This is a genomic window from Streptomyces sp. UNOB3_S3 (assembly GCF_020740895.1).
In the GTDB taxonomy this organism is placed as follows: Bacteria; Actinomycetota; Actinomycetes; order Streptomycetales; family Streptomycetaceae; genus Streptomyces.
Map to the genome: position 1 here is coordinate 1 of NZ_JAILXP010000264.1, position 10,228 is coordinate 10,228.

The window sequence follows — 10,228 nt, forward strand, 5'->3', positions numbered from 1 at the left end:
GGATGGGACATGAACGGGGGACGCGACATGAACGGGGGACCAGGCATGAACGCCACGGGGCTAGGGACGGCCGCCGGTACGGGTCGCCGTCGTGCGCCGCAGAAGGGGCAGGAAGGGGAGGAGCGTACGGGCCCTGCGCAGGGCGACGCCGAGCGCGCACCGGACGCCGGGCGCGAGCCGCAGGACGAGCGAACCGCTCGCCGTGGCATGCGACTGCGCCAGCAACAGGCCGTACCGCGCGCCGAGCAGCACGACGGGCCGGGAGCCGGAGCCCACGGCCCGTACCGCCGTCCGCAGGGTGCCGCCGTGCGTGCAGTGGACGCGGACGCGCACGTCCCAGGACTGCGGCCTGGTCGTGAGCGCCCTGCGGGCCCCGGCGTCGAGGCGGCCCCGCGCGGCCAGCGCCGCGAGGTCCACGGGCACGGAGACCACCCAGGACGCCCCGCCACCCGGCCCGCCTCCCTTTCCCGGCCTGTTCGCCCCGTTGGGCTCGTCCGGTCGTGGAGAGGCGGTGTGCTCCAGGACCGAGGCACCGTCCCGCAGCCGGAGCTCGACGTCGACGCTGTGCGGCCGGGCCGCCGCCAGACGGTCGTACAGCTCGTGCACCCGCAGCCGGAGTTCGGCGTGCCGGCCGCGCCCCGCGCGGCGGAGCAGGGCGGCGTCGACGGTGACCGGCAGGCGGCGGGCCGGCTTGGCGCCCGGGCCGGTGAGGCCGTCGAGGACAGCCCGGGGCAGGTCCGCCGCCCAGACCGGCCGCCCCGCCGCCTCCGCGTACGGCGGCAGCAGCCGGGCGGGCCGGGCGGCGAGCTGGGCGAGCCGGTCCAGGTCGCGCGGGGCCTCGGAGGCGAGCACGACCCGGGCGATCCAGCGGGCCGGGGCCCGCGCGGCGCGCAGGTCGGCCTCGTCGCAGGCGGCCAGCGCGGCACGCGCCGCCCGCCACCAGGCCGCGCGGTACGCCGGGCCGTGGCCGGGCAGCTCCCTGACGTACATCCGCAGGTCGTGGTCGAGGAACTTCACCCGGGCGGCGTGGGCGAGCGGCTCGTTGCCGGCGTCGCGGAAGACCTCCACGCCCCGCTCATGGGCGCGGACGCGTGCCTGCCAGTTGGCCACCCGCTCACGGTCCAGGGAGATCGAGGGCCGGGCCGCGCCCCTGCGCACGTGCCAGACGTAGACCGGGTCCGGGACGACGGCCACGCGCGGCCCCGCCGCCAGCACGCGGGCGCTGAAGACGAAGTCCTCGTAGGGGAACGGGCCTTCGGGGAAGTCGATGCCGTGCGCGGTGAGGAAGCGGCGGGCGTAGAGCTTGTTGACGCAGAGCGTGTCGCGCAGCAGCGCCGGGTGCTCCTCGGGGGAGGCGTGGACGGCGGGCCGCCGGTAGAGGGCGGGCTGCCAGGGCGTGTCCCGCCGCCGGGGGAGTTCCCGGCGGACGCACAGCCCCGCCGTCACCGGCGCGTCATGGGCCAGGGCGCCGCGCAGCAGGGCGGTCACGGCGCCCCGGGGGAGGACGTCGTCGCTGTCGAGGAACATCACATAGGGCGCGGTGGCGGCCCGGAGGCCGTCGTTGCGGGGAGACCCGCAGCCACCGCTGTTGACGGCCCGGTGGACGACCCGCAGCCGGGGTTCGCGCGCGGCCAGCCGGTCGAGGAGGGCCCCGGTGCCGTCGGTGGACGCGTCGTCCACGGCGACGACCTCGGTGACGGCCGGGCCCTGGCCGAGGGCGGAGCGCACGGCGTGGCCGATGTGGGCGGCGTCGTCGTAGCCGATGACGATCACACCGACCCGGGCGTCGGCCCGGACGGCCGCCGGCGGCCCGGCGGAGGGGTGCGCGACAGGGATTCCACTCCCGTTCACTGCCATAAAGCACAGTTTTATCCAATAAGTATGCGTAATCAGGGCATTCTTCGACCGCGTGTGGCCGACAGGACCGGAAGCGGGGAGGGGCGAGGATGGCACGGACCGCGGAACGGCCCGGGCTGAGGACGGAGCCGAGGGCGCCATGGGCGGTCACGCTCGGGGACACGCTCCGGGGGCTGCCCGCCGCCGTGCCCCTGGCCGTGATCGTCCCCGCCGCCGTCATGCTCCTCCTCGGCCTGTGGGAGCTCGACCGGGGCACGATGTGGCGGGACGAGGCCGCCACCTTCCAGGTGGCACGCCGCTCGCCGGGCGAGATCCTGCGCCTGCTCGGCCACGTCGACGCCGTGCACGGGCTCTACTACCTCCTGATACACCCGGTGCTGGCGCTGCGCGCCGATGAGACCACGCTGCGGCTGCCGTCCGTCGTGGCCGCGGCCGTCACCGCCGGGCTGATCGGCGCGATCGGCTGCCGGCTGGCCCGCCCCCGGGTGGGCCTGTGGGCCGGACTGCTGTACGCGGCCACCCCGTTCGTCGGCCACTACGCCCAGGAGGGCCGCTCGTACGCCCTGGTCGCGGCGGGTGCCACGCTGGCGACGTGGCTGCTGCTGGAGGCCGTCGAGCGGGGATCGCCCGGGCGCTGGGCCGGCTACGGCGCGGTGGTGGCGGTCACGGCGCTGCTGCACGAGTTCGCGATCCTGCTGCTCGCGGCCCATGGACTGACGCTGCTGCTCTCCCGGGTGCCGGGGCGGACCTGGCGCGGCTGGGGCTGCGCGGTGGCCGCGGCCTGCGCCGTGCTGGCGCCGCTGGCCGTGCTCTCCCAGGGGCAGAGCGAGCAGGTCTCCTGGCTCCGCACACCGGGATACGCGCAGGCGAAGGCGCTCCTCCACGCCTTCGCGGGCCCCGGCGAGCCCGTCGTGGCCGGCGTGGTCGCGCTGATGGCCGTCGCCGTGCTCGCCCCCCTGCCCCGCACCGGCCCGCTGCGGCTGACCGCCGTGGCCCTGCCGCTGGCCGTCGTCCCTCCGGTGCTGCTCTACGCGGCCTCCCAGTGGCAGCCGCTCTTCCTCGACCGCTATCTGCTGTTCTGCCTCGTGGGCGTACCGCTGCTGGCGGCGGCCGGGGCGGAACGGCTCCTCGGGCTCCTGCCGTGGCGGCGCGTCACGGCGGCGATCGGGGTCGCGGCCGTGACGGTGGTCTTCGTGGCGCAGCTGCCCTTCCACGAGCGCGAGCGGCTGCCGTCCAGCCGGGGCGACGAACTCGCCCGGGTGGCCGCGGCCGTCGGGAGGACGGCCCGGCCGGGGGACGCGGTGCTGTTCCTCCCGCTCCACGAGCGCCGCATATCCCTGGCCTACCCGGAGGCCTTCACGGGGCTGCGGGACCTCACCCTCAAGAGGACGCCCGCCGCCTCCGGCACCCTCTACGGCCAGGAGGTCGGGGCGGGGGAGCTGCGCACCCGGCTTCGGGGGCTTCCCCCGGGGACGCGGGTGTGGGTGGTGGCGGACTCGACGACGGTCGGGACGCCCTGGTTCCGGGCCCAGCGCGCCGAGTCCGCCAAGACCGGGGAGCTCGACGCGCTGTACCGGGAGGAGTCCACGGTGTTCGTCCGGGGAGGCGCGGTGTCGCTGTATCTGCGGCGCTAGCGGTCATTTCACCGCGCCCGCCATCACCCCGCTCACGAACTGGCGCTGGAAGGCGAAGAACACCGCCAACGGAACGATCATCGAGAGGAAGGCTCCCGACGCGAGGATGTCCACGTTGTCGCCGAACTGCCGGACCTGCTGCTGAAGGGCCACCGTGATGGGAGGGTTGCCGCTGTCCGCGAAGATCAGCGCGACCAGCATGTCGTTCCACACCCACAGGAACTGGAAGATGCCCAGGGAGGCGATGGCCGGCCCGCCCAGCGGCAGCACGACCCGGGTGAACAGCCGGAGCTCGCCCGCGCCGTCCAGCCGGGCCGCCTCCAGCAGCTCACGTGGTATCTCCGCGAAGAAGTTCCGCAACAGGAACACCGCGAAGGGCAGCCCGAAGGCCGTGTGGAAGAGCACCACCCCCACCGTGGACTCGAAGATGCCCAGCGCGCTGAAGAGCTTGGCCACGGGGATCAGCGCCACCTGCACGGGCACCACGAGCAGCCCCACGACGACCATGAACCACCAGTCCCGGCCGGGGAAGTCCAGCCAGGCGAAGGCGTATCCGGCGAGGGCGCCGACGAGGATCACCAGCACCGTCGCCGGGACGGTGATCAGCGCGGTGGTCAGGAGGGAGTGCGTCACCTTGTCGTTGGCGAAGAGCGTGCGATAGCTCTCCGTCGTCAGCTGGGACGGGTGGGCGAAGACCTGCCACCAGCCGGATGCGGCGATGTCGGCCTTGTCGCGCAGCGACGACAACAGCAGCCCCACGGCCGGCATCAGCCAGAACAGCCCGACCAGGACGAGGAAACCACGCGTCGCCCCCGAGCCCAGGCGGGCGGCCAGCCGGGCGGGAAGGGAGCGCTCGCCCCGTACGACGGTGTCCTGAAGAGTCATCGCTGCCGCTCCTTCCGGATCCGCCGAATGTTCACGACCACCACCGGAGTGACGAGCAGCAGCAGGAAGACGGCGATGGCGCTGCCCACGCCCTGGTTGACGTCCGTGCCGAAGGAGGACTGATAGAGCTGGAGGGCCAGCACATTGGCGTTGTCGAGGCTGGAGCCCGGGGCGATGATGTAGACCAGGTCGAAGATCTTCAGCACATTGATCATCAGGGTGACGACCACCACCGCGAGGACCGGTGCCAGCAGGGGCACCGTCACCCGGCGGAAGACCTGCCACTCGTTGGCCCCGTCGACGCGCGCCGCCTCCAGCAGTTCACGCGGCACCCCGGCCAGCCCGGCCGCGATCAGCACCATGGCGAAGCCCGCCCACATCCAGATGTACGCGCCGATGATGGACGGCGTCACCAGGGAGGGGCCGAGCCAGTCGACGCCGTTGTAGGCGGAGGCGAAGTTGGCGGCGGGCAGCCGCAGCCGGGCACCGTCCGCCGCCGCGGGCAGGGTGAAGGTGCCGTCGGGGTCCGTGGTCGTGGAGGCGACGGTCCTGCCCTCCTTGACGGCCTCCACCGTCACCCCGGCCAGGGCCTTCTCACCCGCGTCGATCTTCCCGGCCGTTCCGCCGCCGCCCCGGGTGAAGTCCATCCACACCGTGCCGGTGACCTTCCCGGCCACGTCCCGCGCGGGAATGGCGTCCTTGGCGCCGGACACGTCCTCCGGTTTCACGGCCACCAGCGGCAGCGCCACCGCGCTGCCCGCCCGCACCGCCGACTTCGCCGTGAACGCGCCGTCGCCGCTCGCCGCGAGGTCCCCCGTCGGCCGGGGGTGCGCCCCCGGGAAGGGGGCGGGAGCGGCGAAGGTGTCATGGATGCCGACCCAGACGGCGTTGGCGACGCCGCGGTCCGGGTTCTGCTCGTACACCAGGCGGAAGATGATCCCCGCCGCGAGCATCGAGATGGCCATCGGCATGAAGACGACGAGCTTGAACGCCGTGCCCCAGCGCACCCGTTCGGTGAGCACCGCGAAGATCAGGCCGAGCGCGGTGGCCACGGAGGGGGCGACGACGACCCAGATGACGTTGTTCTTCAGGGCCGTGCGGATCCGGGCGTCGGTGAAGACCTCCTGGTAGTTGTCCATGCCCACGAAGCCGTGGCCGGAGGCGTCGAAGAGGCTGCGGTAGACGGAGAAGCCGATGGGGTAGACGACGAGGGCGCCCAGCAGGGCCAGCGCGGGCAGCAGGAAGCAGGCGGCCACCCAGGGCCGCGTGCCGAGCGCGCCCCGGCCCGCGCCCCGCGCCCGGGCCGGGCGTACGGCGGGACCGGGCGGCGGTGGTGGAGCGGCGGTGGTGGCGGTGGTCATGGCGACCTGCCCCGTCAGTTCTTGAACGCCTTGGCCGCGTCGGACTCCAGCCGCTGCTGGGTGCCCTCCACGTCCGCCGGGTTCCGCAGGAAGTCCTGGAGGTCCTTCCACTCGCCCTGTCCGGGCTTGCCGCCGAACGCGGCGGGCGCCTGGTCGGACATGTCGAAGCGGAAGGAGTCGCCCGCCGAGACCAGCGCCTTGGCGATGGAGCGCTGTACGTCGTCGGGGTAGGAGGCGAGGTCGAGGTTCTTGTTCGCGGAGATGAAGCCGCCCTCCCTCGCCCAGATCCCGGCGGCGTCGGTGGAGGCCAGGAAGGTCAGCAGCGCCTGCGCCGCCTGGCCGTCCTTGAGCGCCACGCCCACGTCGCCGCCGGTCACCACGGGCGAGCGGCCGCCGACCGCCGGGAAGGGGAAGACCTTGGCATCGGTGCCGATCTTCGCCTTGGTGGCGATGATGTTCGCGGCCGCGAAGTCGCCCTCGAAGACCATGGCGGCCTTCGCCTTCTCGCCCCCGCTGAAGGTCTGGGTGACGGACGTGGGGAACTGCGCCTGGAGCGCGCCGTCCTGGCCGCCCGCCAGCAGCTCCTTCTTGCCGAAGAGCTGGCCGAGCGTGGTCAGCGCCTCCTTGACGGAGGGATCGGTCCATTTGATCTTGTGCTGGGCCAGCTGGTCGTACTTCTCCGGCCCCGCCTGGGAGAGGTAGACGTTCTCGAACCAGTCCGTCAGCGTCCAGCCGTCCGCGCCGCCCACCGACACCGGGGAGACGCCGAAGTCGGCGACGGCCTGCGCGGTGCGCAGGAACTCCGGCCAGGTCGCGGGCGTCTTGGCGCCCGTCGCGTCGAAGACCTTGGTGTTGTACCAGACGAGGGACTTGTTGCTGGCCTTGAAGTACACGCCGTACTGCTTGCCGTCGGCGGAGCCCAGATCCTGCCAGCCCTGGGGAAAGTTCTTCCTCAGCTGCGCCCGCGCCTCCTCGCCCAGCGGCTTGAGCCACCCCTTCCCGGCGAACTCCCGCAGCGCGCCCGGCTGCTGCAGCATCGCCACGTCCGGCGGATCGCCGCCCGCCACCTTCGAGCCGATGAAGGCCGACATGTCGTCGCCGCTGGGCACGTATGCGACCTCGGCGCCGGTGCGCTTGGCGAACTCGTCCAGGACCTTGGTGAAGCTCTTCTGCTCGACGCCCGTCCAGACAGCGGTCACCTTGAGCTTCTGCCCGTTGAGCTTGGGGAGTTGCACGGTGTGGGTGATGAGATCGGACTGTCCGGGGGCGGGTTTGCCGCTCTGCGCGCCGTCCTTGCCGCCGCTTCCGCCGCTGCCGCTCTTCTCGCCGTCCCCGCAGCCGGCGGCGGTCAGCGCCAGGGCCCCCGCCACGGCCAGGGCCAGCGCGCCGCGCCGCGCGCCCGCGCCGCCGGCTCTGCGCGGGCGGGGGCGTGGGGTGCCTGACGCGCGTCCCGCGCGGAGCGATGTACGTGTTGCCGTGCGCATGGCCCGTACCTCCCGTGCCCGGTCCCCGTCGACGGCCGCGCCGCACGTCGCCCCGGCATACGGCCGCACTCCCGTGCGACAGTCCTACGCCCCGGCACGGACCGCCGCAATACCGTCTCCGACGTCAACCAGCCGATCGTGACAGGGTCGTGACGCTCCGGCACGGGAGGTCCGCGACTACAGCAACGGGGGTGCCGCCTGGGCCCCGGCGGACTGCGCCGCGCGCTGGAGGGCGCTGGCCAGCAGGGCGAGGTCGGTGGGACCGTTGCCCAGTTCGCGCACCGGCCGGCGGGTGGGCGGGTCGCCCAGGCGCTGCCAGTCCAGGGTCACGACCGTCGGCCGGAGCGTCGCCGTGCGGGGGATGCGGCCGGTGACCCGGCCCGCCTGGAACGGGGTGGTCGCGTCGTCGTCCGGACGCCGCAACCGGCCGCGCCCCGGGGCGGGTTCGCCCGCGCCCGGCGCGTCGCCGCCGGCGTCCGCCGACGGCGGGGCGATGTCCAGCGTCACCCGCAGCCCGGACCGCTCGACCGCCGCCGTGTCGGCCGTACGGTCCGGACGCCCCGACACGGCGATCAGATGTACCCCGAGCCGCTCGCCGTCCCGCGCCACGGCCTCCAGGGCCCGTACGACCGAACCGGCCGCCGGGCGGCCCGTGCTGCCCAGCGCGGGGGCGACCAGGGCGTCGAAGTCGTCGACGAGCACGACGAGCCGGGGCAGGGCCGTCTCGGCCGTACGCGTCCGACCGCCGCTCTGTGTCCGCAACTTGAGCGTCCCGCTCGGCGCGGACTCGAGATCGGCGGCACCGGAACCGGCACCGGTACCGCCACCGCCACCGACGCCCGGGCCGGGGGCCGCACCCGACGCGGTCGCGGCGGCCGGAACGACGGCGGCGGCCTGGGCCGGGACCGTGGCCGTGGCCGCCGTCGGCTCGGCCGGGCGGCGCGGGCCGACGACGTTCGGGCCGGGGGCCGGGTTCCGGTCGTGCCAGCCGGCGAAGTCCAGCGTGCCCAGCAGCTCGGCGCGGCGCTTGAGCTCCGACGTGAGCGCCTGGGCGAACTCCCGCATCCGCACCGGGTCGGCGGCGGCGAGGTACGTCGACACGTGCGGCAGGTCCGTGCAGACCCGCAGCCCCTCGCCCCGCTCGGCGGCGGCCCCGTCGACCAGGACGAGCGAGAGCCGGTCCGGCCGGTCCGCCGCCGCGAGCGACGCGGCCAGCGAACGCAGCAGCTCGGTCTTCCCGCTGCCCGGGGAGCCCTCCACCAGCAGATGCGGCCCGTCCGCCGCCAGGTCCACGGACAGCGGGCCGTGCGGCCCGGCCCCCAGCACGGCCACGGCCCGGCCCCCGGGCCGGGCGCCCCGGTCGGTGGCGGCCGCCCAGCGGGCGGTCAGCGAGGCGGGCGTGGCCCGGGCGAGCCCCAGCTCGTCCAGCAGCCGGGACGCGCGGGGCAGTGCCGCCGCGATACGCGAGGCGTGCGCGGGGTCGCCCGCGGCCTCCGCCATGCGCAGCGGCGCCAGGGCCCGCGCGAAGCGCTCGGCCCACGCCCCGGACACCGCGTCGAGCGCGGCGATCATCGTGTGGCCCGGGCGCACGGGGTGCGCCACGGGCGCGGCCGGTGCCGGCGCGCGGTGGATGACCTGCACCACCGTCGCCACGTCACCGCTCAGCAGCGCCACCGCGCCGCAGTGCGCGAAGGCGGGGGAGACCGCCTCGGCCGACGCGAGCGTCGCGGAGACGGGGGAGGCGGGCGTGGTGGCCGGGGCCTCCGCCAGGCACAGGACGTGGATGCCCGCCGCCGGACCGCCCGTCGCCAGCCGCGCGACCGTCTCGCGCAGCGCCGTCGAACCGGGGTCGCCGTCGACGATCAGGACCGTGTAAGGGCCCTCGTGCCGCTCGGCGGCCGCCGTCACGGCCTCGGGCGGCGCCGTCGTCCAGCCCGTGCCCAGCGGCCCGTCGTCCAGGCGCCGCACCAGCTCGGCGGTCCGGGCCTCGGCCTGCTCCCGGTCGTAGCCGACGAGCAGCCGGCAGTCCTGCCCGTGCGCCGGCCGCAGCTGCGGCAGCCAGCCCAGCCAGGACCACTCCGCCGCCCGCTCCTCGGCAGGACGCGAACGGTCGGTGCTGATCAGCACGTACTCCAGGGTGCCCGGCGCGTGCAGCGCGGCCAGCTGCGCCAGCACGGAACGGGCCAGCCCGGACAGCCGCTCCCGGGGCCCGGTCATGCCGAGCGCCCCCACCTCGCGCAGCCCGACCGTCACCGGCACGGACGGCAGCGGCCCGCCGCCGTCGGGCGCGTAGCGGTCGGCCGTGCCCAGCCGGACGGTCAGCAGGTCCGGGTGGCCCGGGCCGCGCTCCCACAGCCGGGGGCCCGGGCCCAGCGCCGTCAGCAGCACGGCGGCGGGGTCCGGCCAGCGCTCGCGCAGCGCGGCGGCGGTGCCGGGGGCGCGCTCGGGCGCGCTCACGGCCTGCTCCCGCGGGCTCTCGGCCGTCGTCGCCTCGCGCTGCGCGGCGGCACGACCGCCACCGGTGAGGCGGCGCGCCCACGCCCCTATGCCGCGGGCGCGGCGCTTGCCGCCGTCCGCCTGCGGCGGCTCCGACGCGGGCGCGGCGGCCGTGCCGGGGGCCAGCGTGGCGTTGCCGCGCACGGTGTGGGTGGCGTGGCCGCTCTCCCCGAGAGCGTCCGCCCGGTGCGGGCGCGCGCCGTCGCCCGCCGCCGTGTCGCCGTCCGCGCCGGGACCGGTCAGGTTCGCGTACCCGGCGGCCCGGTTCGTCCCGCCGTCGCCCCGGCCGTTCGTCCGGTCCTGGTCCCGGTTCTGGTCATGGTCCCGGTCCTGGCCCGGGTGGGCGTCGAGGGGGTCGCCGCTCCGCCACGCGGGCCGCCGCTCGGCGTCGCCCGCGCGGGCCTCCCGCGCGTCCGAACCCCAGCTGGCCGGCGCCCGGCCGGACGCGGGCGCGCCACCGGCGCCCTGTCCCGCCGGGCCACCCTGCCCGCCCGCGTACCCGGTTCGCGCG

At 75.5% G+C, this 10,228-nt stretch carries 6 protein-coding genes; 1 reads left to right on the plus strand and 5 read right to left on the minus strand.

From position 1 onward, the window contains the following. Positions 1–60 precede the first annotated feature (60 nt). Positions 61–1,857, minus strand: a complete 1,797-nt coding sequence (locus K6I33_RS24815) for a glycosyltransferase family 2 protein (protein WP_229356742.1) — start codon at positions 1,855–1,857, stop codon at positions 61–63. Positions 1,858–1,946: 89 nt separating this feature from the next. Between K6I33_RS24815 and K6I33_RS24820 the strand changes: the two genes are divergently transcribed. Further along, positions 1,947–3,491, plus strand: a complete 1,545-nt coding sequence (locus K6I33_RS24820) for a glycosyltransferase family 39 protein (RefSeq protein ID WP_229356743.1) — start codon at positions 1,947–1,949, stop codon at positions 3,489–3,491. 3 nt (positions 3,492–3,494) lie between these two features. On the opposite strand, the gene K6I33_RS24825 is transcribed toward K6I33_RS24820, so the two are convergent. The 4 genes from K6I33_RS24825 to K6I33_RS24840 all read right to left on the minus strand — a co-directional run. Then, complete coding sequence (locus K6I33_RS24825) at positions 3,495–4,376, minus strand: carbohydrate ABC transporter permease (RefSeq protein WP_229356744.1); 882 nt, start codon at positions 4,374–4,376, stop codon at positions 3,495–3,497. Then, the gene (locus tag K6I33_RS24830; protein ID WP_229356745.1) at positions 4,373–5,737 is read right to left on the minus strand and encodes an ABC transporter permease subunit; all 1,365 of its coding nucleotides are present in this window, start codon (positions 5,735–5,737) and stop codon (positions 4,373–4,375) included. Before K6I33_RS24830 ends, K6I33_RS24825 begins: the two co-directional genes overlap by 4 nt. A gap of 14 nt (positions 5,738–5,751) precedes the next feature. Further along, positions 5,752–7,221 (minus strand): ABC transporter substrate-binding protein, encoded by a 1,470-nt coding sequence (locus tag K6I33_RS24835; RefSeq protein WP_229356746.1) that lies wholly within the window; start codon positions 7,219–7,221, stop codon positions 5,752–5,754. A 177-nt stretch (positions 7,222–7,398) separates the two neighbouring features. Further along, the coding region (locus tag K6I33_RS24840) for an FtsK/SpoIIIE domain-containing protein (RefSeq protein WP_229356747.1) at positions 7,399–10,228 on the minus strand (2,830 nt) is incomplete at its 5' end.